The sequence below is a fragment of the Pontibacter kalidii genome (assembly GCF_026278245.1).
In the GTDB taxonomy this organism is placed as follows: Bacteria; Bacteroidota; Bacteroidia; order Cytophagales; family Hymenobacteraceae; genus Pontibacter; species Pontibacter kalidii.
In genome coordinates this window covers 1384012-1407097 of the sequence record NZ_CP111079.1, presented here as the reverse complement: position 1 = coordinate 1407097, position 23086 = coordinate 1384012, and the positions used below count along the sequence as shown (strand labels likewise).

At 53.2% G+C, this 23086-nt stretch carries 18 protein-coding genes and 1 tRNA gene; 5 read left to right on the top strand and 14 right to left on the bottom strand.

The window, feature by feature from the left end; all coding sequences use genetic code 11:
* Window positions 1–3: 3 nt before the first annotated feature.
* The 9 genes from OH144_RS05970 to OH144_RS05930 all read right to left on the bottom strand — a co-directional run bounded on the left by OH144_RS05970 (window position 4) and on the right by OH144_RS05930 (window position 9802).
* A complete protein-coding gene (locus OH144_RS05970) occupies window positions 4–1017 on the bottom strand; it encodes an NADP-dependent oxidoreductase (RefSeq protein ID WP_266205388.1) in 1014 nt (337 codons plus the stop codon).
* Window positions 1018–1192: 175 nt separating this feature from the next.
* Window positions 1193–1912 (bottom strand): bacillithiol biosynthesis deacetylase BshB1, encoded by a 720-nt coding sequence (gene bshB1, locus OH144_RS05965; protein WP_266205387.1) that lies wholly within the window; start codon window positions 1910–1912, stop codon window positions 1193–1195.
* Between the two features lie 12 nt (window positions 1913–1924).
* Window positions 1925–3091 carry a M23 family metallopeptidase gene (locus OH144_RS05960; protein WP_266205386.1) on the bottom strand — a complete coding sequence of 389 codons (1167 nt, stop codon included), beginning with the start codon at window positions 3089–3091 and terminating at the stop codon, window positions 1925–1927.
* Between the two features lie 23 nt (window positions 3092–3114).
* Window positions 3115–4053, bottom strand: a complete 939-nt coding sequence (trxB, locus tag OH144_RS05955; protein WP_266205385.1) for a thioredoxin-disulfide reductase — start codon at window positions 4051–4053, stop codon at window positions 3115–3117.
* Window positions 4054–4202: 149 nt separating this feature from the next.
* On the bottom strand, window positions 4203–5033 hold the full coding sequence (locus OH144_RS05950) for a sigma-70 family RNA polymerase sigma factor (protein WP_266205384.1): 831 nt from the start codon (window positions 5031–5033) through the stop codon (window positions 4203–4205).
* A 191-nt stretch (window positions 5034–5224) separates the two neighbouring features.
* A complete protein-coding gene (gene pnp, locus OH144_RS05945) occupies window positions 5225–7363 on the bottom strand; it encodes a polyribonucleotide nucleotidyltransferase (protein ID WP_266205383.1) in 2139 nt (712 codons plus the stop codon).
* Window positions 7364–7502: 139 nt separating this feature from the next.
* Window positions 7503–7778, bottom strand: a complete 276-nt coding sequence (gene rpsO, locus OH144_RS05940) for a 30S ribosomal protein S15 (RefSeq protein ID WP_266205382.1) — start codon at window positions 7776–7778, stop codon at window positions 7503–7505.
* A gap of 109 nt (window positions 7779–7887) precedes the next feature.
* Window positions 7888–9300, bottom strand: coding sequence for an LptF/LptG family permease (locus OH144_RS05935; protein WP_266205381.1), 1413 nt, complete (start codon window positions 9298–9300; stop codon window positions 7888–7890).
* Between the two features lie 97 nt (window positions 9301–9397).
* Window positions 9398–9802: an START-like domain-containing protein gene (locus OH144_RS05930; protein ID WP_266205380.1), complete on the bottom strand. Its 405-nt coding sequence runs from the start codon at window positions 9800–9802 to the stop codon at window positions 9398–9400.
* 133 nt (window positions 9803–9935) lie between these two features.
* Between OH144_RS05930 and OH144_RS05925 the strand changes: the two genes are divergently transcribed.
* A tRNA-Met gene (locus tag OH144_RS05925) sits at window positions 9936–10009 on the top strand.
* Window positions 10010–10538: 529 nt separating this feature from the next.
* On the opposite strand, the gene OH144_RS05920 is transcribed toward OH144_RS05925, so the two are convergent.
* Window positions 10539–10694: a hypothetical protein gene (locus tag OH144_RS05920; RefSeq protein ID WP_266205379.1), complete on the bottom strand. Its 156-nt coding sequence runs from the start codon at window positions 10692–10694 to the stop codon at window positions 10539–10541.
* 418 nt (window positions 10695–11112) lie between these two features.
* On the opposite strand from OH144_RS05920, the gene OH144_RS05915 reads away from it, so the two are divergent.
* Together OH144_RS05915 and treZ are read left to right on the top strand one after the other, a co-directional pair.
* Window positions 11113–12714, top strand: a complete 1602-nt coding sequence (locus OH144_RS05915; RefSeq protein WP_266205378.1) for an alpha-amylase family glycosyl hydrolase — start codon at window positions 11113–11115, stop codon at window positions 12712–12714.
* A gap of 37 nt (window positions 12715–12751) precedes the next feature.
* The gene (gene treZ / locus OH144_RS05910; RefSeq protein WP_266205377.1) at window positions 12752–14590 is read left to right on the top strand and encodes a malto-oligosyltrehalose trehalohydrolase; all 1839 of its coding nucleotides are present in this window, start codon (window positions 12752–12754) and stop codon (window positions 14588–14590) included.
* Window positions 14591–14757: 167 nt separating this feature from the next.
* On the opposite strand, the gene OH144_RS05905 is transcribed toward treZ, so the two are convergent.
* Entirely contained in the window at window positions 14758–15591 is an 834-nt protein-coding gene (locus OH144_RS05905) for a hypothetical protein (protein ID WP_266205376.1), read from the bottom strand.
* A gap of 181 nt (window positions 15592–15772) precedes the next feature.
* On the bottom strand, window positions 15773–17701 hold the full coding sequence (locus OH144_RS05900) for an ABC-F family ATP-binding cassette domain-containing protein (RefSeq protein ID WP_266205375.1): 1929 nt from the start codon (window positions 17699–17701) through the stop codon (window positions 15773–15775).
* 379 nt (window positions 17702–18080) lie between these two features.
* Here OH144_RS05900 and OH144_RS05895 point away from each other — a divergent pair, with 379 nt between their 5' ends.
* Both OH144_RS05895 and OH144_RS05890 read left to right on the top strand, forming a co-directional pair.
* Window positions 18081–18632: a 2'-5' RNA ligase family protein gene (locus tag OH144_RS05895; protein ID WP_266205374.1), complete on the top strand. Its 552-nt coding sequence runs from the start codon at window positions 18081–18083 to the stop codon at window positions 18630–18632.
* Window positions 18633–19090: 458 nt separating this feature from the next.
* Window positions 19091–21304, top strand: coding sequence for a catalase (locus tag OH144_RS05890; RefSeq protein ID WP_266205373.1), 2214 nt, complete (start codon window positions 19091–19093; stop codon window positions 21302–21304).
* Window positions 21305–21377: 73 nt separating this feature from the next.
* Here the strand turns inward: OH144_RS05890 and OH144_RS05885 are convergent, their stop codons facing one another.
* Window positions 21378–22349, bottom strand: a complete 972-nt coding sequence (locus tag OH144_RS05885; protein WP_266205372.1) for a deoxyhypusine synthase family protein — start codon at window positions 22347–22349, stop codon at window positions 21378–21380.
* A gap of 170 nt (window positions 22350–22519) precedes the next feature.
* Window positions 22520–23062 carry an ATP-dependent protease subunit HslV gene (gene hslV, locus OH144_RS05880; RefSeq protein ID WP_266205371.1) on the bottom strand — a complete coding sequence of 181 codons (543 nt, stop codon included), beginning with the start codon at window positions 23060–23062 and terminating at the stop codon, window positions 22520–22522.
* Window positions 23063–23086 lie beyond the last annotated feature (24 nt).

Here is a 23086-nt window from a genome sequence, read left to right as displayed (position 1 = left end):
GGTTTATACTTCCCGCTCAGCTACTTTTACTAATTGCTTGCCCGTGTTTTGCCCGGTAAACAGGCCCAGGAAAGCTTCCGGTATTTTGTCGAAGCCCTCAGTGATGGTCTCCTGGTACTGCAACTTGCCTTCCTGCACCCAGTCCGCCAGCTCCTTTGCAGCTACCGGGAAGTCTTTGGCATAATCCCCCACAATAAAGCCTTTCATCAGGGCACTTTTCTTCAGTAGGATAGGCTCCACGCGCATGCCGCTGGGCAATGTCGTATGGTTATAGTAGGCAATCTGGCCGCAGATGGCGATCCGTGCAAATTTATTCAACGCCAGGTAAACCGCATCCGATATCTCACCGCCCACGTTATCAAAGTACACATCCACCCCATTCGGACAAGCCTTCGTCATGGCCTGGTTCATGTTTTGGGTGGTTTTGTAGTTGATGGCCTCATCAAAACCCAGTTCATCCTTCAGGTAAGCGATTTTCTCATCCGACCCGGCCACGCCTACCACCCGGCAGCCCTTCAGCTTCGCGATCTGGCCTACTACTGTTCCCACAGCGCCTGCCGCACCCGATACGACCACCGTTTCGCCCGGCTTCGGCTCACCGATATGCAGCAGGCCAAAGTAAGCGGTGAGGCCTGGCATCCCTAATATGCCTAAATAATAACTTAAAGGAGCGATGTCCGGGTTGATGTGACTCAGGCCCTTGCCGCTGTGGACAATGTACTGCTGCCAAGGCAGGTTGCCAAGTACCACGGTTCCTTTCGGAAGTTGCTCGTTCAGGCTTTTCACTACTTCAGCCACCACGCCCCCAGAAATCGGCTCGCCAACGGCATACGGTGCCACATAGGATTTTGCATCGCTCATGCGGCCGCGCATGTACGGGTCCACCGACACGTACAGCGACTTGAGCAGCACCTGCCCCTCCTGCAACTCCGGCACTTCGCGCTCCTCAAACTTAAAATTTTCCTGAGCAGGCACACCCGTCGGGCGACTGGCCAGCAGTATAGTCTTATTTCTCATAGTGGAATTGCTATCATTCATTATAATTAAACTCAAACCAGCCACCAACTTAATTGTTCGATGCACGACTGATAAAGTATAAAGGGGGAGGGCCGCAACTATAAACTGCGGCCCTCCCCCTTTATACTTTAAAAATGATAGTTGTTGTTATGTCCAGGACGCAATGCCCATACTTTTAAAGCAGATCAAACATATTTCTCACGCCCAGGTGGCGCTCCTTTGTGAAACCCTCCCCATAAGTCACCCCTATGGCATGGCCCAGTTCCTTCGCTCTTGCGGTGATGAACTCCAGGAACTCCGGGGAAGAGATGTACGTGTTTGGCGAGGTGTCGTCCGGATTATGGAACTGGGATTTAAAAGCGCGGACAGCTTCCATTTTCTTCTCCCAATAAGGCGTTACGTCCACCACAAAATCCGGCGTGATCAGGCGGTCCTGGATGTAGTGGTAAACAGCTTTCGGCCGCCAGGCTTCCTGCTTGGTCCCGTCCGCCTCCTGGGTATCGATCATTTTTAAGCCGGATTTAAAACAGGCTTCCGATACCAGCTCTGCCCCCCTGCCGTGGTCGGGGTGGCGGTCATGGATGGCGTTGGCAATCACGATCTCAGGCCTGTACTTGCGCAGCATTTCGATCACCTTCAGCTGATGCTGGCGGTCGTTCTGGAAAAAGCCGTCGGCAAATCCGAGGTTCTCGCGCACGCTTACCCCCATTATGCTGGCTGCGTCCTCCCCTTCCTTTAACCGTGTTTCCGGCGTGCCGCGTGTGCCCAGTTCCCCCACCGTCAGGTCCACGATCCCCACCTTACGGCCGGCTTCTACGTGCGCTATCAGCGTGCCGGCACACCCTAGCTCAATGTCATCAGGGTGCGAGGCAAAGGCAAGTATATCTAATTTCATGTGTTCCAATATTTATCGTATACGCAGGGATCTCCCTACGCGTAGGGTAGTACGTGTACTAATGCCATTTAGTCGCGTTAGCTGGCTGACAGACACACCGTAGCGCTTGGCAATTCCGGAGAGCGTATCGCCGCTGCGCACTTTATGGTATGCTGCCCGGCGACCGCTGCTACTGCTACTCTTGGCACGGTTCGCATAGTTGAACACGGCCGAGGTGATCTGGTAGCTTTCGCCCTTCAGCAGGTAATCCGGGAAATCGTAGATATTCTCCGGGTCCAGCGGGTTGCCCTGGTAGCGTACTTCGTAGTGCAGGTGCGGCCCTGAGCTGCGGCCGGTGCTTCCGCCCAAACCGATCACCTCGCCAGCCTTCACATAATCGCCGGTTTTGGAGATGGTCCTGCTCATATGGCCGTATAGGGTTTCCAGGCCATTGTAGTGACGCAACACGATGTAATTTCCATAGCCGCCGCCATCCCACTTGTTTATCCGCACCACGCCATCGAAGGCCGCGTAGATAGAGTCGCCGGTATTCAGGTCGATGTCCGTGCCATAGTGCCAGCGGCCGCTGCGAGGCCCGAACCTGCTCGTGATCGGGGTTTTCTCCAGGGGCATTTTATATTCACGGTTATTCTCCGGGTCGTACAGCTTGATGTCCACCGTATCCTTCAGCTGGCGGCTATCCATGCGGTATGGGTTAATGTTGCGGGTATCCCAAATCGCATAGTAGCCGGCAATCCGAATCCAGGTGGAATCGACTAATACCTCTTCCGACATCTCCACAATGTGCTGCTCGCCCAGGTCAAGCTCCGAGGTATCCTCGCTTACAATGGAGAGCTCTTTCTTCGGGTTGAAGTAAATAGACTGATCGGCATCGGAGTCATCATCCGGAAAATCCTCATACTTGATCAGGATCGTTGTATCGGGGCGTACATACTGTATCTTAGGTGTCTTTACCTTAAACAGGTCTTTCACCTTGTTCTGGGCCATGGCGCCTGAGGCGCTGCACAGCAGGCAGAAACAAAACAGTACAAAAGTTAAGAGGGCTTTGTTCTTTGACATTTGCATCAAAAGGTTGGCTGTGCTGCCTTCCCGCAGCACGTCTTTCGCTAAATAAAACTGCAGCACAGCCATTTTATTGTAATACACCTTCAGGCCTGATTTATTCTTTAAATCCGCCATTAGCGTGCTAATGCATTATAAGATTAGTGCAACCCCTTGGAAGCCAGGTAACGCTCCGCATCCAGCGCAGCCATACATCCTGAGCCAGCCGCCGTTACGGCCTGGCGGTACGTGAAGTCCTGCACATCACCGCAGGCAAACACGCCGTCGATGTTGGTTTTGCTTGTTCCTGGAATCGTGCGGATGTAGCCGTTCTCATCCAGGTTGAGGTATTCTGCGAAAATGCCGGAGTTCGGCTGGTGCCCGATCGCCACGAAGAACCCTTTCACAGGGATCTCGCGCAACTCCCCCGTAAGGGCGTTCTTCACGCGAACCGCTTCCACCGTGTTGTCCCCCAGAATCTCATCCGTTACCGTATTCCAGAGCACCTCGATATTTTTCGTGTTCTTCACGCGCTCCTGCATGATGGTGGAGGCGCGCATCTCGTCGCGGCGAATCAGCATGTATACTTTGCTGCACAGGTTGGAAAGGTAAGTAGCCTCCTCTGCCGCGGTGTCTCCTGCCCCCACAATGGCCACATCCTGGCCACGGTAGAAGAAACCGTCGCACACGGCGCAGGCAGAAACACCATTGCCATTCAGCCTCGACTCCGACTCCATGCCCAGCCATTTGGCAGAGGCACCTGTAGAAATGATCACCGCATCTGCCTCTATCGTCTTCTGATCGTCAATGATCACCTTGTGCGGCTGCGAGGAAAAGTCCACGGCAGTGGCAATACCATAACGTACATCGGTGCCAAAACGCTCTGCCTGTTTTTTAAAGTCCTCCATCATCTGCGGCCCGTTCACCCCGTCCGGGTAGCCGGGATAGTTCTCCACGTCGTTGGTGATGGTGAGTTGGCCGCCGGGCTGCAAGCCTTGGTATAGCACAGGGTTAAGACCGGCTCTGGAGGCATAAATTGCCGCTGTGTAACCAGCCGGGCCAGATCCGATGATAAGGCATTTTACTTTTTCTATTTCCATTACTAATTCTGGGTCTGAAAGAAATTTGGTTGCAAGTATACAAAATTTCTATGCCTTTGCCTGCATTTGCGCTGGCAAAAGCCGCGGTATAAAATACAAAAAGCCCGGGCTGCTGGCCCGGGCTTTGTAGCTTTTGCTCTGCGATTAGCCTAAGTATGGCGAAGCCTACGGATGGCTTTCTCCTTGATCTGTCGCACACGCTCGCGCGTCAGGTTAAACTTCTCTCCTATTTCCTCCAGCGTCAGGGAGTGCTCTCCGTTCAGCCCGAAGTATAAAGTGATCACATCGGCCTCCCGCTTGGTAAGCGTAGAAAGGGCGCGCTGTACTTCCTTGCGGAGCGAGTCGTTCATCAGGCCCATGTCCGGAGACTCCTCGTCTTCGTTCTCCAGCACGTCCAGCAAACGGTTCTCCTCCCCCTGTACGAAGGGCGCATCCACAGAAACGTGGCGACCGGAAATCTTTAGGGTGTCTACCACCTCGGCAGTGGTCAGTTCCAATACCTCGGCAATTTCTTCAGGCGATGGCTCCCGCTCGAACTTCTGCTCAAGCTCTGAGAATGATTTAGAGATTTTGTTGAGTGACCCGACACGGTTCAGCGGCAAACGCACAATACGCGACTGCTCTGCCAGTGCCTGCAGAATGGACTGACGGATCCACCAAACGGCATATGAAATAAACTTAAACCCTCTTGTTTCGTCAAATCGCTTGGCCGCTTTAATCAAACCGAGGTTACCCTCGTTAATCAGGTCGCCTAATGAAAGGCCCTGGTTCTGATACTGCTTGGCCACCGATACCACAAAGCGCAGGTTGGCTTTTGTTAATTTCTCAAGTGCAAACTGATCTCCCTCTTTAATTCGCTGCGCCAGCGACACCTCTTCGTCCGGAGTAAGCAAATCAACTTTGCCGATCTCCTGAAGGTATTTATCCAGTGACTGGCTCTCGCGGTTCGTTATCTGTTTGCTTATCTTGAGTTGTCTCATCAGAGTATGTGTTATTCAAAAATTGTGAAAACTATGGTTTTGGCCCGGTGAAGTAACATCAGAAAATCGCGCAAAGTTCTGACATCTTCAGAATAAAATCAAGATGCAGCCCTCTGGCGACCAAAAAATAAAACTCTTGGTGCCCAGTAAGCCACTACAGCCAGGCACCAAGAGTTATACTATGTCAGGTGTTATTGGTTGTCCGCAGCACCCGGCTTCGGCAGAAGCGCCTTGCGGGAAAGCTTGAACTTACCTGTTTTCTTATCAACATCGATCAGCTTCACCTTTACTTCTTCGCCGATCTCCAGCACGCCTTCCATGGCCTCCAGGCGCTCGTGCTTGATCTCAGAGATGTGCAGCAGGCCGTCTTTACCAGCCATGAACTCGACAAAGGCACCGTAAGGCTGGATAGACTTCACCTTACCGATGTATACCTCGCCGATCTCAGGCTGCGCGGTAATGGCACGGATCTTCCCGATGGCAGAGTTCATGGAATCCTGGTCGGTGGCGAAGATGTTCACATGGCCTTTCTCGTTCTTCTCCTCAATGATGATAGTGGCTCCCGTGTCTTTCTGGATCTGCTGGATAACCTTTCCACCTGGTCCGATCACGGCACCGATAAACTCTTTATCGATCACCATGTTGAAAGAACGAGGTGTATGCGGCTTGTAATCCGGGTTTGGTGAAGAAAGCGTCTTCGACATCTCGTTCAGGATGTGCAGACGGCCGGCATTTGCCTGCTGCAGCGCCTGTGTCATCACCTCATGAGAAAGTCCCTGGATCTTAATGTCCATCTGGCAGGCTGTGATGCCAGTTTTCGTTCCGGCTACTTTAAAGTCCATATCACCCAGATGGTCTTCATCACCCAGGATATCAGACAATACAGCGAATTTGCCAGTCTTTGCGTCGGTGATCAGTCCCATCGCAATACCGGAAACTGCAGCCTTAACAGGCACACCGGCATCCATCAGGGCTAAACTGCCGGCACAAACCGTAGCCATAGAAGAAGATCCGTTCGACTCCAGGATATCGGAAACGATACGGATTGTGTAAGGGTTCTCAGCCTCTGCCGGAAGCACTTTCTTCAGGGCACGCAGGGCTAGGTTGCCATGTCCGATCTCGCGGCGGCCCGGACCTCTGTTTGGTCTTACCTCACCGGTAGAAAACGCCGGGAAGTTGTAGTGCAGCAGGAATTTATTTGTGCCTGATACCATAGCGCTGTCGATCATCTGCTCGTCCAGCTTGGTGCCCAGAGTAACTGTGGTCAGGGATTGTGTCTCACCACGTGTAAAGACAGCTGAGCCGTGGGTAGCAGGCAGGTAATTCACCTCCGACCAGATCGGGCGGATCTCATCCAGCTGACGGCCGTCCAGGCGCACGCGCTCGTCCAGGATCATGTTACGAACCGCCTCTTTCTCCACATCGTGGTAGTATACTTTGATCAGGTTCTCGTCGTAGCCATGCTCCTCGCCAAGCGAAGCGATGAACTCATCACGCACCGCTTTGAAGCCCTCTGAACGTTCCTGCTTGTTGGCGCTGCCACGTCTGGCAACGGCGTAGGCCTTATCGTAGGTAGCTTCCCATACTTTTTTGCGAAGGTCCTCGTCGTGCGTCTCGTGCACGTACTCGCGCTTCACCGTTTTGCCTACCATCTCGGCAAGCTCCAGTTGGGCCTGGCAGTGGGTCTTGATCGCTTCGTGGGCGAACTGAATGGCCTCCAGCATCTCTGCCTCAGAAACCTCGTTCATCTCCCCCTCTACCATCACTACGCTGTCGATAGACGCGCCTACCATCATGTCGATGTCGGCACGCTGCAAGTCGCTTACGCTTGGGTTAATTACTAGTTGGCCGTCAATGCGTGCTACGCGCACCTCAGAGATCGGGCCATTGAAAGGTATATCGGATACGGCCAGGGCGGCAGAGGCAGCAAGTGCAGCCAGCGCATCCGGCATGATCTCCGTGTCAGCAGAGATCAGGTGAATCGTCATTTGGGTTTCGGCGTGGTAATCACCGGGGAACAGCGGGCGCAGCACGCGGTCCACCAGGCGCGAAACCAATACTTCATAGTCAGAAAGTCTGGCCTCTCTTCTCAGGAAGCCACCCGGGATCTTGCCTGAAGAGGCGAATTTCTCCTGGTAGTCCACAGAGAGTGGCAGGAAGTCAACCCCTTCACGGGCTTCTTTGTTTGAAACAACAGCCGCCAGCAGCATGGTGTTACCCATTTTCACTACTACAGAACCATCGGCCTGCTTGGCCAGCTTACCAGTTTCAATTGTTATCTCCCGGCCGTCCGGAAGAAAAATGGTTTTACTAATTGCGTTGTAGGACATCTTCAATTATCGTTATCATCAAAAAGACAGCGCCACCCTTTGCGACACTGTCGGTACTGGCAATTCAGAGGAAGGAAGGGGGAAGGATGCTTATAAAAAGATTAGGGAATCCCTGTAGGAATTCCCTAACCCAATAAGCTTATTTACGGATACCCAGCTCGCTAATAATAGCTCTGTATCTTTCAATATCGTTTTTCTGGAGGTAATTCAGAAGTCTTCTTCTTTTACCAACCAGTTTCAAAAGACCCAGACGTGTGCTAAAGTCTTTCTTGTGCGTTTTCAGGTGCCCGGTTAGGTCCGCGATACGTGTCGTGAACAGCGCTATCTGAGCCTCAGGAGAACCTGTATCAGATTTTGACTTGTTGAAACCGTGCTTTTCGAAAATCTCTTGTTTCGCTTCAGTGGTTAATCTCATCGTAAAAATATCAATCTGTTTTTATCTTGCAAAGCTTGCTATACAAGCCACAAAGGTATATAATTTACTTTTACAAAAAAAACTTTTACCGAATCTTTATATAGTGGTTTTACAGTTTATTCCGGCGGAGGCGCGCCATGAGCTTGCGCCAGAAATCCAACTCGAGCAGGCTGGAGTCGTTGCGGGCCTGGTAGAGGAAGAAAAGTCCGACCGGTAAAAGGATGAGGTTAGCGGCCCACATGCCCGCTCCCACCGACACCATCCCCTCGCGCGCCCACTTCTCGCCAAGTATAGACATCACATACATGCTGATGAAGAAGACTATGGAAATCACGACAGGCACACCCAGGCCGCCCTTCTTGATGATGGCCCCCAGCGGGGCGCCGATCAGGAACATGATGATGATAGAGGCCGACTGCGTGTATTTGCGCCAGATCTCCACCTCGTAGTTGTTGGCCTCGCGCAGGGTGTTGCGCACGCGCTCCACGTAGCTGGCCGTAAAGCTCTTGATGTTGCGGGCCTTGTTGGTGGCCATCAGCCGGATCTCGGGCGTTAACTCGGGCAGCTCGCGCGCCACTTTCTTATCCAGTATGCGCAGGCCATTCTTTACCTGCCCCGTATCTGCCTTGAAGTACATGTAAAAAGGGTCCACGTTAGGAGCGTAGAGCTGCTGCTCCCGCCGGCTGTGGCGGCGCAGTGAGTCGGTCACCACGCTCAGCTCGCTGATGTTCTTCATCATTTTGTTGTCCGAGAAGAGCTCCTCACGGGTACGGTCGAAGTTAAAGGAGGCCATGCTCAGCATGAGCTTGCTTTTATCGAACTCCTGCCGCACGAATTGCTCATTGGAGTTGCGGTACGAAGAGGAGCTCTGGTCGACATAGGTGTTGCCACGGAAAAGCTCGAGCACCAGGTACGTGTCGTTGTAGTCCATGTACATCTCGCCCGAGTCGGCAAGTATAATGGTGGTGTTGGTGCCTCCTTTGGTATGGTCGTAGATCATCACGTCGCGCAGCGTCTGCCCGTCGTTCATCTTCTCATTCACCTTGATGCTATAGCCCGGTATCCCGTTATAGAACGCCCCCTCCTTAAAGTTCATGGCCGGTTTCTTCTGGCGGATGTCCCAGAGCAGGCTGTAGGCCTTCAGGTTAGCCTTGGGCACTACAAGGTTATTAAAAAAGAATGCCCCTACCGTGATCAGGCCCACCACGATGAGTACAGGGCGCAGAATACGGGTTAGGGCGATGCCGGATGTTTTGATAGCTGTTAGCTCGTGGTGTTCGCCCAGGGAGCCAAAGGTCATGAGCGAGGACAGCAGCACAGCCAGCGGCAGGGCCACCGGTGCCATGTTGATGCTAAAGTAGAAAAGGAGCTCGCCAAACACCTCCGCGCCCAGGTCCTTGCCTACCAGCTCGTCGAGGTACTTTAGCATGTACTGGGTGAGCAGGATAAACTCCACCACAGCAAAGGTTAACAGAAAAGGGCCGAAAAACTCCCGGAGTATTAGCTTATCAAGTTTCTTCATGCGCAAATTAGGGGCGGCAGCACCTGTGGCAAGCCGCTAAAACCATACTTCAGCTAGCAATTACCGTGCAAAGATACGCTTTACTCCTGCAAACGCGCTACCCTCCCACTAATTCCCGCAGATTTTGCAACAGATGATCCCATAGCTCCTCCAACTCTTCCTCGCTCTCCTCGTTGGAGTAGTCCACGATTTTGAGGAACTGCTCCTGCGTCAGCTCGCTACTCTCGATGTGAAAATCAATGTATGGCCCGTCGGGTCTATGCCTTTTATCGTCAGTCAGGAACAGGAAGCGCACAGACTTGTTAGTGCGGAGGCCGGTCATCTCGGCGTAGTGGTTTTTTCCGTCCCAGATAAAGTTAAACACGTTGTCCTCATCCTCCCTTGCGTCGTCGCAGAACCACTGCGAAAGGCCGCCCGGCGTGCTCAAGTACGGGTACAGCAGTTTGGCAGATGCGTTGATCGGATACTCGCGCACAAATTTCAGCTTCGTGTCTTTCGTCATAAGGATATTGTAAGTGTCTGAGTAAGTATAGTATTAATTCTTCAATTAATATATAGCCCTAAAATAAAATATTTTTTTCCGGAGAGATGCTTGTTTATTTAAAATCGAACCGGTTATATTTGCACCACAATTCGGCGGGGTAGCTCAGATGGTTAGAGCGCAGGATTCATAACCCTGAGGTCGGCAGTTCGATTCTGCTCCCCGCTACTACCTGAAAAGGCTCATAGGTTCATACCTGTGAGCCTTTTTCTTTTCCCCTCCCCCCTGCTCCTGCTCTATTGGTATACTTTTATATACGCATCCATCTTCCAAATCGTATGGTTTCCGGGAAACCTTTGCCTGGCCTCGCCCGGGAAGGCGCATTGGCCTGAGGTGCTCTGGGGCTGACATTGGGCTGTTTCTGCCTGCTGCGCCGTATGCGCAGCCCCGCGCTTGGGAAGTATGACGAGCCGGAAAACGAACTGCTTTGGTGCCAAGCTGTAACTGACGCAGGCACTCAGGAGGCGCCCCTACAGGCCACGGGGGTAACCTTACCAGCCCCCCGCTTCACGCATAGCTCCACCGGGTCTGCCGGGAGACCGCCCAGGGAGACGCTGCCGACTGACAAAGTATAAACAAGCCGGATCTTATGCCTTCCTCCCGGGCCTCTAAAAAGAAAAGCCATACCCGGAAGGTACGGCTTTTATGTGGTAGCTCCCTCTGGCGACTCCCCAAGTCACCGGGTCAAGAGTCCTTGTTATTTGCGTGCCGCCTGGTGGTCCTTCAGGAAGGTGGGCTTGTACAGGGGCTTGTCTTTATGGCTGGCATAGGCCGGGCAGTAAGACTGCTGGCAGGAAGAAAAAAAGGCAACCACAAAGATGAACAGAAGAAGCTTTGGTAAAAGTGTTTTCATAAAAGGTGATTTTGTTGGTTTATGTATTTAGTTGTTTGTTCTAAGCAACGGTATAGCTTCTTCCCTCACTGCTCGCTCCTGACTGCCATATATATTATAGTACAAATATATAGGGTTTTTAATCAATTAAAATAAGTATTATTAAATTTTTATACACCATAATACAAAGTACAATTATTATCACCCTCTTTTGCGGCCTCAGCAGCTTTGGTCTTGGATTTTCAATAGAAAATATTTCAAGCGCTATTATATACTTTTACAATTCAGAGAAAAACTATCCTAATATACACTTTGCCTACTAGTTAAGTATTGACCATACTTTAAGAAGCCAGCAGCTGCCGCCTGCGGCACATATCTTCAAAGGCCGAGCTGCGTAGATACCATACTATATCAGCAAGTGCGCATTAAATACAGAACTATGAAGCAAGATCAAAAGTACCTTTGGTGGCAGTCAGGCATAATTTACCAGATATACCCCCGCTCCTTTCAGGACACGGACAACGATGGCGTAGGAGACCTGCGCGGCATCATCAGCCGGCTGGATTACCTCAAGTGGCTGGGTGTCAACGCCATCTGGGTATCGCCTATCTTCCCCTCGCCCATGGCAGACTTCGGGTACGACATCTCCGATTACCAGGGCGTCCACCCGCTGTTTGGCACCATGAATGATTTTGACAGGCTGCTAGAGGAAGTGCACCAGCGCGACATGAAACTTATACTTGACCTGGTGCCAAACCATACTTCCAATGAGCACCCCTGGTTCCTGGAGTCCCGCTCCTCCCGCGACAACCCGAAACGCGACTGGTACCTCTGGCAGGATGCCAGGGAGGATGGCTCGGAGCCGAACAATTGGCTCAGCGTGTTTGGCGGCAGTGCCTGGGAGTGGGACGAGCACACGCAGCAGTACTATTACCACGCCTTTTTGAAGGAGCAGCCCGACCTGAACTGGCGCAACCCCGAGGTGCAGCAGGCCATGTTCGATGCCATGCGCTTCTGGCTGGATAAAGGTGTGGATGGTTTCCGGGTGGATGTGATGTGGCACATGATCAAAGACAAGAACCTGCGCGACAACCCAACTAACCCGGACTATAAAGCACACCAGGCTACCTACGAGCAGCTGATACCAGCCTTCTCTACCGACCAGCCCGAAGTGCACCACATTGTGGCGAAGATGCGCGAGGTAACCGATGCCTACGATGAGCGCGTGCTGATCGGCGAAATTTACCTGCCTGTGCACCGGCTCGTAACCTATTATGGCCACGAGAACAGCGGCACGCATCTTCCCTTTAACTTCACGCTGATAACCATGGATTGGGATGCCCGCAGCATCAGCTCCCATATAGACGAATATGAAGGTGCCTTGCCGGAGGGAGGTTGGCCCAACTGGGTGATCGGCAACCACGACCAGCCCCGCATTACCAGCCGCATCGGGCAGGCGCAGGCAAAAGTGGCCGCCATGCTGCTGCTCACACTGCGCGGCACTCCTACTTTATATTATGGGGATGAGTTGGGCATGCGCGACGTACCCATCCCCCCGGACAAGATCCAGGACCCGCAGGGCCTAAACATGCCCGACAAGGACCTGAGTCGCGACCCTGCCCGCACGCCCATGCAGTGGGATAACAGCAACAACGCCGGCTTTACGGATGGGGAGCCGTGGCTGCCGCTGGCCGAGAACTACACGCGCATCAACGTGAAGGCACAGCAGGATGATGCGTTCTCCATGCTCTCCTATTACCGTAGACTGATACGGCTGCGCCAGCAAGAGCCCGCACTTTGCGTCGGCGACTATGCCCCGGTGGTAACGAGCGGCCCGCTGGTGGCCTACCTCCGTAAGAGCGAGGGCAAAAAATTCCTGGTGGTGCTAAACCTGAGCCACAAACCCTGCACCCTGCGGCAGCAGCACCAGAACTACCGAGGTAACATCGTGATGTCCACCGACCCGGAGCGCGAAGGCCAGAAAGTGGGGGGCAATATCAGCCTGTATGGCGATGAGGGCATCCTGGTGGAACTGGAGTAGCGGCTACTTCTCATTCATACTTTAAATATGGTATCAGATGGAAACCGTTGGAGCTCAATACCTGGGCAATGGCCGCTGCCGCTTTAGCGTATGGGCGCCCGAAAAGCAGCACATGACGCTGCACGTGGTGCACCCGCAGGAGCGCAAACTGGAAATGCAGCAGGATGCATCGGGCTACTTTTCCGCAACGGTGGACGACGCTGCACCCGGCACCCGCTATTTTTTTAACCCCGACGGCGAAGGCGATTTCCCTGACCCGACCTCCTTTTCCCAACCCGAGGGCGTGCATGGCCCTTCAGAGATAGTAGATAATTCTTCCTTTCCCTGGACAGACGCCAGTTGGAAGAACCTGCCGCTGCAGGAGATGGTCCTCTACGAGCTGCATGTGGGCACCTTCACCCCCGAGGGTACCTTTGAGGCCATTGTCCCTCGGCTGAGGGAACTGCAGGAAACAGGCATCAACACACTGGAGATCATGCCGGTGGCGCAGTTCCCCGGGAGCCGCAACTGGGGGTATGATGGCGTGTTTCCTTATGCGGTGCAACACTCCTACGGCGGGCCCAAGGGCCTGAAGAAGCTGGTGAACGCCTGCCACGAACAGGGTTTGGCCGTGGTGTTGGATGTGGTGTACAACCACCTGGGGCCGGAGGGTAATTACCTGGGCAAGTTCGGGCCATACTTTACCGACAAGTATAAAACGCCCTGGGGCGCGGCCATAAATTACGATGGCGCCTACTCCGACGGCGTGCGATCCTATTTTTCCGGCAATCCGGAATACTGGCTACGGCACTTCCACATCGACGGCCTCCGGCTCGATGCTATCCATACCATCTTCGACCAGAGCGCCACCTCCATCTGGGAGCTGCTGAGCCACAGAATTGCGCAAGCCACGAAGGAAACGGGCCGGCCATTTTACCTGATTGCGGAGAGCGACCTGAATAGCCCGCGCGTGGTGCAACCGGCTGAAACGGGCGGGTACGGGTTTGACGCCCAGTGGCTGGATGACTTCCATCATGCGCTGTACGTGCTGCTCGACCAGAGGGGACAGCAACTTTATGAGGACTTCGGACAGATAGCGCAGCTGATAAAGGCCTATACCGACGGTTTCGTGCACAGCGGCGAGTACGTAAAATTCCGCAAGAAGACCTTTGGAGCCTCCTCTGCGCACCTGTCAGGCGACCGCTTCATCGCCTTTACCCAAAACCACGACCAGGTGGGCAACCGTGTGAACGGCGAGCGCATGAGTGTGCTTGTTGATTTCGAACGGCTCAAGCTCTCGGCTGCCGCCCTACTGCTTGCGCCCTATATTCCGATGCTGTTTATGGGCGAAGAGTACGGCGAGGACAACCCGTTTTTATACTTTGTCAGCCACTCCGACGAAAAGCTGATCAAGGCAGTGCAGCAGGGCCGGAAAGAAGAGTTTGCCGACTATAGATGGGATGGCGAGCCACCCAACCCGCAGGATGCCCAAACGTTTGAGAGGTCGAAACTGCAGTGGCAGAAGCGGGAAAAGGGTTGGCACCAGCTGCTACTCAAGTGGCACCAGCACCTGATAAGGCTAAGGAAGGAAATGCCCGCCCTCCAATGCTTCGACAAGGGCAGCGTGCAGGCAGAGGCACTGGGCCAGCAGGGATTTATACTTTCCCGGCAAAGTACGGAGCAAGGGCAGCAGCTGCTTTGCCTTTTCAACCTCTCGGAGCAGGAGGTGAAGTATGAGTGGCCTAACCCTGAGCGCACGTTTAAACTGGTACTCAACTCGAAGGCTGCGCAGTGGATGCAGCAAAAGAACGAGGCGGTGGCAACACCGGCGCTGACACCTACAGGCAACGGTATACACCTGCCCCCGCTATGCATGATGATGTTTGAGTGCGGGTAGTGCAGACGTTTTATACTTGCAAAAGTATAAAGCATGCTTCAAAACAGCCACTGAAACAATATTCTTTACACCCTACCAGCTGAATTGGCATCGAGGCTAACTCATACTTGCCGCGCGGCCGGTCAAGCTTTGGAACTGCGGGGAGCCGCGGCCGGCTCCCCGCAGGCTTAATTCAGCCTCTCCTCCTGTGGAACAGCTTTTAATTGCGGTAAGATATCCGTCAATTCTACCTCTGCCTCAGCCCGACGGAGGTTGAGGCGCAGGAAAGTAAGCTGTTTCTCCAGGTAGCTGTAGAGCGCGGTCAGCAAGAACAGGATACCAACTATTTCTAGGGTTTCCTCTACTGTCGTGATCATTGCGTAGGCAAGGTTGTCAAGTCCATAAGTGTCTGCATAATAACCGCCAAACAGCTCAACACCTAAAGCGCCGCTTACATAAATCGCTCCGGCAAGCATTAAGCCGTTCCTTAGCTTTGGCTCCAGCGAGAACAGGAAGCGCAGGTAGTAAACGCCAAGGCCAAGCACCAGCAGCCCCCCTACTATCACCCAGGAGAAATAAAAGATGCCGCCCATGTTAAAGTTATCGCGGAGCGGGTAAATGAGCATCTCATGGATACCCGCCGACTCGTCCACACTCATGTACAGAAACACGATTGCCAGCAGGCGCCAGTGCCAAGTATACTTGTCTTTGCGCCGTTGCTTGAGCGCCGCTATGGTAAAGAGCAAAACAGAGGCGAGCAACAGTATAAAAGAAGAGAAGTAGGTGGGGACATTTCGCTCGTTGTCCAACTCAAACTGCGGGATGATACCCCAAGCATTCGGGTGGTCGGTAAGGTACTTGCAGAGAATGGCGACGGTGTTTAGCACTACCAGTATGGCGGCGGCTCTGTAGAGCCAGCGCAGGTGCCTCTTTCCGTTAAACCGGAAGCTCAGGCCCCCTTTCTCCTTTATGTCAATCGCCTCGGTCGGGTTGTAGGATAATACATGTATATCTGGATTCATATGCTGCTAAATTCATTTATAAAACATTATATATAATATGCTTATATCCAGATCCAGCAGAAAGGTTACGATAATTTAATAATTCCTTAATATGTATTTGGCACTATACTTATTTAAAGTAAAACGGCCCCTACAATGAAATACATCGTAGGGGCCGCTGCAACAGGATTTTTTAGCAAAATCAGTTCGCCATTTTTGCCTCGATTTCCTCGGCCTCCAGCATGAGGCGCTCCCAATCATTCTGCTTTTTATCCAATTTGGTTTTGATATCGTCAAATGCCTGCGTAGCCTGCTGCAGCCTGTCCAGATCACCGTAAACCTGCGGGTCAGCTAGGAGCTTCTCCTGCGCGGCCAGCTCCTGCTCCAGCTGCTGCACCTCTTTCTCCACCTCGTTTACCTGCCTATTCACCTGCTTCAGCTGGCTTGAGAGCTGAGAGAAGTCGCTCTTCTCACGGGGCTGCTTCTCTGGCTTCACAGTAGCCGGAGCGTTGGCAGCATCTTTCTTCGCCTCCTTCTCGCGCTTCTCCTGCCAAGCCTCGTACTCATGGTAGGTGCCCGGGTATTCCTTCAGCTGGAAATCATCGATGTACCAGATCTTGGTCGCCACGTTCTCCACGAAATACCGGTCGTGGGAAATCACCACAAACGTGCCCTCATACTGCTCCAGCGCCTGGATCAGGATGTTCACCGACTGCATGTCGAGGTGGTTGGTGGGTTCATCGAGCATCAGGAAGTTAGCCTCCGAGATAAGCGTTTTGGCCAGGGCCACCCGGCTCTTCTCGCCTCCCGACAGCACTTTGATCTTCTTGAAAACCTCATCGCCCGTGAACAGGAAAGAACCCAGGAGCGTACGAAGCTCCATCTCAGTCTTTTTGGAGCCGGCCTGCTGCAGCTCCGTCAGCATGTCGTTCTCCACGTTCAACGACTCCAACTGGTGCTGCGCATAAAAGGATAGGATCACGTTATGTCCCAGCTCCCGCTTACCTTTTACCGGCTCGGTGCCGGCAATAATGCGCAGCAGCGTGGATTTACCTTTACCATTGGCACCAACCAGGGCTATTTTATCACCACGCTCAATGTGTACGTTCGTGTCCCGGAAAATCACCTTATCGCCGTAGGCCTTGCTCATGTGCTCAAGGCGCAGGATGTGGCGGCCCGGCTGGGTATTAAACTTAAAGCTGAAGTTCACTTTGGCCGCATCAGGAGCCACTTCATCAATGCGCTCCATGCGGTCCAGCATCTTCTGGCGGCTCTGCGCCTGCTTGGCTTTGGTGGCCTTGGCCTTAAAGCGCTCGATAAAACGCTCCGCCTGCCTGATCTGCGCCTGCTGGTTCTCAAAAGCCCCTTTCTGTATCTCGTTGCGCAGCTCCTTCTCCTCCACGTAAAAGCTGTAGTTACCGGCGTACACGTTCAGCTTTCCGCCCGACACCTCCACGGTCATGTTGGTGGTGCGGTCCAGGAACTCGCGGTCGTGCGAGACAATCACCACGGCCCCCTCGTAGCGCTCCAGGTAAGACTCCAGCCACTTGATGGAGGGTAAGTCCAGGTGGTTGGTAGGCTCATCGAGCAAGAGCAGCGAGGGCTTCTGGAGCAGGATCTTGGCCAGCATCACGCGCATGCGCCAACCTCCGGAGAAGGAAGCCAGCGGCTGCTGCAGCTCCTCGGTGGTAAAGCCAAGCCCTTCCAGGATAGCTTCGGCCTCGGCCTGCATGGTATAGCCGCCCAGCGCCTCAAAGCGTTCCTGCAGCGTTGCCAGCCGGTCCACCAGGTCATCATGGAAGTTATGTTCGAACTCCACCAGCACCTTGTCTATCTCCGCCTGCAGATGCAGCGCCTCGCCAAATGCCTGCATCGCCACCGAGAGAATGCTCTCGTGCGTTTCGTAGCTCAGCAGGTCCTGGTTCAGGAAACCGATGGTAGTCTCCTTGCTCATCTGTATGCTACCGCTGTCTGGCTTATACTCGCCCACGATCAGGCGCAGCAGCGTGGACTTGCCCGTGCCGTTGAGCCCAATCAGGCCAATCTTGTCTTTGGGCTTTATGTGCAGGCTGGCGTCCTCATACATGATGCGGCTGCCGAAATGGAAGTTCAGGTTGTTTATGGAAATCATGTGCTCCGGTATACTTGAAAGGGCAAAGGTACTTATTTTTACCCGTGAGATGAAAACATCAAACCCGCATAAATAGTGCGGCTGCAGCAGGCAGGAGCGAGACCTGCCATGGCGCGGCAAAACCGCCCTGCTAAATATTAAGCCGCTGTATATTGAAATAAAGTATAACAAACCATACATTTGCTGTTTCCTGCATTTATGTAAGCCGGTCAGGTTGGGTGGCGGCATAGGATGCGCGGTGGAAACAGCGCCATCGTTGCCTCAGGCCGCCCAGTACAAACTTCCGGCAGAACATAAACTAGCGGGGAATCGTTTAGATAATTTATGCAAAACGCTTTGCCTGAACAGGCAGCGGAACAGGGACTGTAAGCTTTACTATATGATTGCGATTGCCTCGCTTTTAGACAAGCAAACCTCGGAGCGCGTGTCGGAGCTGACCGAGCAACTTGAGAAGAAATTCGGGCTGAGCGGTGTTAAGATTACGCCCTACCCGCACCTGACGCTACTCACGGCTGAGATTCCGGATATGGAGGAGCTCAAGCAGTACCTGGAGCTGACCTGCATGGAGGCGCAGAACTTTACCGTGCGCACCACTGGCCTGGGTATATTCCCGGGTGAGAACCCTGTCATCTACATTCCTGTGCTGCGCACGCCCCCGCTCAACCAGTTTCACAGCCGCCTCCACCGCGATATTTCTGAGATGAGCACCGAGATGGGCGTGTACTACAACACCAACCTCTGGCTGCCACACATCACGCTTGCCCTCGGCGACACGACCCCGCAACTTCTCGGGCCCGTGCTCTCGTTCCTGTGTGAGTTTAACTTTAACTGGGAGATCACCCTGGATAACCTTACCATCCTGCAGAAATGCGGCGAATACTTCCTTAAGGACGAGGAATTCCGCTTTGGCAGGCGCGAATTGATCTTCTAATTCCTTTTCTCAAGCACCCGTAGTTAAGTGCTTATTGTGGCTTTTTCGGTTACTCCCCTATTCCTAAGTATACCCAGCGCGTTCTACTTAGAATGCAAACCATCCTCCTGCTTCTCTTGCTCCTTAAAAGTCCCTACTAAAGTATAGGGAACCTTCTTGTCTGTGAAATTATAAAACCAGGCTGATTTATACTTGCCAGCGCCGGCAGCTGCTGGTGCGCCAGGTATAAGCTGCCACTCCTGCCCTCTGTTTATACTTCTATTTTAATCTGATTTTAATGTAAGAGCAGATTAAAAATATCCAACACACTTCATTCTGAAACCGTACTTTCTGAAAGGCAGGCCTGGCACGGCACACCATGCCACAGGTTTTCTGCTCCCATGGATACCTTTTGGCTTCGCCATCTTACCTATTGATTACCCCACAACAGATTCACGTTAAATTTGAAGTAGAACACGATGAAAGGAAAAGACAGCTCCAACGAAAACAAACACCTTCCTAAGCCTACGGTAAAGGTAGACGAGAAAAGCAAAGACCACCAGCTGGAAGAGTTCAGAAGCGACCCTAGGAAAGACTACCTGACAACGGACCAGGGTGTTCCCGTAAACCATACCGACGACTCCCTGAAAGCCGGGTCGAGAGGGCCAACGCTGCTGGAGGACTTCCACTTCCGGGAGAAGATGACGCACTTTGACCATGAGCGCATGCCCGAGCGCGTGGTGCATGCCCGTGGTGCCGGCGCCCACGGCTACTTCCAGCCCTACCAGTCGATGGCGGAGTTTACCAAGGCTAAGTTCCTGAGCGACCCGAACGTGAAGACACCCGTGTTCGTGCGCTTCTCCACAGTGGTGGGCTCCCGCGGCTCTGCCGATACCGTGCGAGACGTAAGGGGCTTTGCCACTAAGTTCTACACCCAGGAAGGCAACTATGACCTGGTGGGCAACAATATGCCCCCGTTCTTCATCCAGGATGCCATTAAATTCCCGGACCTGGTGCACTCCATAAAGCCGGACCCGGACAATGACATGCCGCAGGCCTCCGCCGCACACGACACCTTCTGGGATTTTGCCTCCCTGATGCCCGAGACTACCCATATGCTCATGTGGGTACTGTCAGACAGGGCCATTCCACGCAGCTTCCGGATGATGGAGGGCTTTGGCGTGCATACGTTCCGGTTTATTAACGCAGCCGGCAAATCGCGTTTTGTTAAGTTCCACTGGCGCCCTATGCTGGGCACCCACTCCCTGGTTTGGGATGAGGCCCAGAAATTGGCCGGTAAAGACTCGGATTGGCTGCGCCGCGACCTCTGGGAAGCCATAGAAATGGGCGATTACCCTGAGTTTGAGCTTTCGGTGCAACTGGTGGAGGAAGAGGATGAGCTTAAGTTCGATTTCGACCTGCTGGATGCCACCAAGCTTATACCTGAGGAGCTGGTGCCGCTGAAACCGGTGGGCAAGATGGTGCTGAACCGTAACCCCGATAACTTTTTTGCCGAGACCGAGCAGGCAGCCTTCCATCCGGGCAACCTGGTGCCGGGCATCGATGTCACGAACGACCCGCTGCTGCAGGGCCGCCTGTTCTCGTATGTGGATACTCAATTGAACCGCTTCAACAGCGCTAACTTTACAGAGGTACCGATTAACCGCCCGCTGGCCCCGGTGCATAACTTCCAGCAAGACGGCTTTATGCGCCAGACCATCAACAAAGGCAAGGTAAATTACTGGCCAAACTCCTTAGGCGATGGCAACCCGATGCTGGCACCTGAAGAAGCCGGTGGCTACGTACACTACCAGGAGCGCGTGGATGGCCACAAGATAAGGGCCCGCAGCCAAAGCTTTAACGACCACTACAGCCAGGCCACCTTGTTCTGGAACTCCCTGACTGAGGCGGAGAAGAAGCACCTGGTAGAGGCTGCTCATTTTGAGCTGGGCAAAGTAAAGTCCGTGGAGGTGCGCAAGCGCCAGGTGGCTAATTTTACCCGTGTGGATGCGGATTTCGCCAGGCGTGTGGCGGCGGGCATCGGCATAGAAGTACCGGCAGACATCGACACATCCTCTACTGGCAACTATGAGGACAACGAAGCCTCTAAAAAGATGAAGAAAGGCAAGTCTGTGAAGGAGTCGCCGGCTATAAGTATGGAGCGCAATAAAATTGAGACGGTGAAGACACGCAAAGTAGCCATACTTGTAGAAGACGGCTTTGACTGCAATGAACTGACGCAGGTAAGGGCTGCCTTGAAAGCCGCCGGGGTGCAATCCAAGATTGTATCAAAATTTCTGGGCAAGCGCAAAGCTAGTACAGGTGAAGAGGTGAATGCCGATAAGAGCCATGTGACCACCGGCTCCATCATGTTCGACGCCATTTACATCCCTGACGGCGAGAAAAGTATAGAGGCGCTGCTAAAAGAGGGGGATGCGCTGCACTTTATAAGTGAGGCCTTTAAGCACTGCAAGCCCATTGCCACCTCGGGCCACGGCATAAAGCTGCTGGAGCGCGCCTTTGTGCTGGGGGTTGACTTTGCTGACAAAACCTCTGGGAAAGTAGTGAACCACAAGGGCGTGGTAACCGCCGGAAACGAGGCAGATGCCGATGCGTTTGCAGACCTGTTCCTGGACGCTATGAAAAAGCATCGCCACTGGGACCGTGAGGAAAAAGAGATGGTACCGGCTTAAGGCGCTTGGCTGCCAAACAAAAAGCGGCTGCAGGTCTATACTTGCAGCCGCTTTCATTTATACTTTCAAACAATTACATATCCAGCACCAGCGCAAAGATAAGCGGCGCCACAATGGTAGCATCCGACTCGATCATGTACTTTGGCGTGTCTTTACCCAATTTACCCCAGGTGATTTTCTCGTTTGGCACCGCGCCGGAGTAGGAGCCGTAGCTCGTTGTGGAGTCGGATATCTGCGCAAAGTAGCCCCAAAGCGGAATACCGTCGCGCTGCAGGTCCTGGTGCAGCATCGGTACCACACAGATCGGGAAGTCGCCGGCAATACCGCCGCCAACCTGGAAGAAGCCGATGGTAGACTCCTCCTTGGCAGTGTTTGTATACCAGTCAGCCAGTTCTATCATGTACTGAATGCCGGTTTTAACCGTGTGCACGTTCTTCACGTCGCCGCTGATTACGTGGCTGGCATAGATATTACCCAGCGTGGAATCTTCCCAGCCCGGGCAGATGATCGGCAGGTTCTTCTTGGCAGCCTCCAGCATCCAGCTGTTTTTCGGGTCGATCTGGTAATACTGCTCCAGGTCGCCGCTCAGCAGTATCTGGTAGAAGAACTCGTGCGGGAAGTAGGATTTGCCTTCCTTGTCAGCCTTCTCCCAATATTTTAGTACAGTGTGCTCCAGGCGGCGCATCGCCTCCTCCTCCGGGATGCAGGTATCGGTCACGCGGTTCAGGTGGCGGCTCAACAACTCTTCCTCATCAGCGGCGGAAAGCTCGCGGTAATGTGGCACCCGCTCATAAAAATCGTGGGCCACCAGGTTGAAGATGTCCTCTTCCAGGTTGGCACCCGTACAGGAGATGGCGTGGATCTTGTCCTGGCGGATCATCTCGGCCAGGATAATGCCTAGTTCCGCCGTAGACATGGCGCCTGCCAGCGTCACCAGCATTTTCCCACCGTTGTTCAGGTGCGTCTTGTATCCCTCAGCGGCATCAATCAGCGATGCGGCATTAAAATGCTTGTAGTGTTTCTTTAGGAATTCTGATACGTTCATAGTTTATCACTTAATGCCGGGCATAACCAGTAGTTGCCCAGGCGATGGCAAGTTAACAATTATTCTAATCTCGTTTACCGTTATTCGTTGTTAGCAGCTATAAGGTTAAGTACGAGTACTAAACCGAGCACAGTGACCTGCTCCATACTTCTCCCCGATCTAGCAACGAACTACATGGCCGGCTTCTCGATGATCAGGTTATGGTTGGTATAGATACAGATATCAGCTGCAATGTTGAGCGCCTCCCGTACCATTTCCTCTGCCGACAGGTGCGGCGCATGCTTTTTTAGTGCCAAAGCGGCAGCATGGGCATACATGCTGCCTGAGCCGATGGCAGCAATCTGGTTATCCGGCTCCAGCACATCGCCCGTGCCCGAGATGATCAGCAGTTCGTCTTTGTTAGCCACCACCATCATAGCCTCCAGCTTGCGCAGGTACTGGTCTTTGCGCCAGTCTTTCGCCAGTTCAATGGCCGCACGCTTCATGTTACTCTGGTAGGCATTTAGCTTCTCCTCAAAGCGTTCCAGCAAGGTAAAAGCATCGGCCGTGGAGCCGGCAAAGCCCGTTACAATCTTGCCATCCAGCAGCTTACGAATCTTCTTCACGTTGCTCTTGGCAATGTGCTTGTCCATAGTAGCCTGCCCGTCTGCGCCCAGCGCTACCTCGCCGTTATGGTAAATGCCACACACGGTGGTTGATCTTATTTTAGTCATGCTGTTATACTTGTTTAGGTTGAA